This is a genomic window from Moorena sp. SIO2C4 (genome assembly GCF_010672485.1).
Taxonomy (GTDB): domain Bacteria; phylum Cyanobacteriota; class Cyanobacteriia; order Cyanobacteriales; family Coleofasciculaceae; genus Moorena; species Moorena producens.
Genome location: NZ_JAAHGN010001513.1, coordinates 1 through 1,228, shown reverse-complemented (window position 1 = coordinate 1,228; position 1,228 = coordinate 1). Strand labels below are relative to the sequence as shown.

1 protein-coding gene and 1 pseudogene are annotated in these 1,228 nt (G+C 40.1%); one reads left to right on the top strand and one right to left on the bottom strand.

Translation table 11 applies throughout. The features are described from left to right. Nucleotides 1-642: RNA-guided endonuclease InsQ/TnpB family protein (locus tag F6K20_RS39095; RefSeq protein ID WP_287298539.1), on the bottom strand; the 642-nt coding region annotated here is incomplete at its 3' end. A gap of 52 nt (nucleotides 643-694) precedes the next feature. Here F6K20_RS39095 and tnpA point away from each other — a divergent pair. After that, nucleotides 695-1,228 (top strand): annotated as a pseudogene (tnpA, locus tag F6K20_RS39090) (IS200/IS605 family transposase); the annotation flags it as partial.

Sequence of the window (1,228 nt, the reverse complement as noted above, 5' to 3'; positions counted from 1 at the left end):
AATAATGTCATCAGGGTTGAACTCCGGCACTGACTTATCCTCTAGGCTCAGGTTGCAGTACCATCCGTCAGCTTTCCTTGTAATTGATAGCTGTTTTAAGTTTGCACTATCAGGTAACGGTCTGTGTATTCTCAGCTTAATCAAACCAATTTTAGGAACTTGAACAAACAACCATTTTCCGTTAACAGTACAGAACTTTAACCAAGAATTATCAGCATTTGGAAAGTTTAACGTCCGATATCTGGCAACATTATTAAATCGAGGCTTGCCACTGCGTTTACCATTTTTGTCATCTGCTATAAACCTGTTAAAAGCGTTTTTTACTCTTGTACAGACATCTTGCAAAACAGTTGAATAAACCTCAGTAAAGTCTATCAACTCTCCAGACCATCCAATCTTAACCAAGTCTTTCTTGATAACTGGAAGTTGCTTTTTCTGGCTGTAGAAATTGGGCTGATCTTTAAGCTCCGGAAGGTAACAGATTAATGGACAGGCATTGACCGGACATCTATTTTTCTGCCACCAATCAAAACGCTCACCCAACATCCGGTTATACCAATATCGACCAACTCGCAGCCACTGGTTCAGTGTGAGTGTTTGTTGAGTCTCTGGATATAGTCGATATTGATACGTGTATTTCATTGGTGTTAACTTTTAAGCTACACTGATTATAGCAGACAACAGCAGGATTGTTATGAAGAATGACTTTTTATCCAAGGGTCGGTCTGTCTGTGACCTTAAAGCTCATCTCGTCTTGACGACCAAGTATCGTCGCAAAGTCTTTACTGGTGAGATGATTAGCCGTTTACATGAAATTTTTGAAAACTTACTTCAACAACAAGAATGTCAGCTTGTTAGCCTTGATGGGGAAAAAGACCATGTTAACCTGCTGTTCCAGTATCACCCTGACATTCACCTGAGTAAACTGGTTAACTCATTAGACATCTCCAGACACTCGGTTTTGACCCAGGCAGTGCAAGGGTTTGAGGTTAATTTTTGGAGATGTCTATTGAAGAGTGTCTCAAGCCGAAAAATAAGAGTAGAATTTGGTGAACAACTAGCCATAATTTACTACAAAAAACCTGCACAAGTGGAATAGTTCTTACTTTATTGCTAGTTGTGGTGGCGTTACTATTTCTACTCTTAAAAAGTACATTGAAAACCAAGACACTCCTGAGATGAGCAACAAAAACCCTGCATCGATTCGGGCGATGTGCAGCAAGCGGAC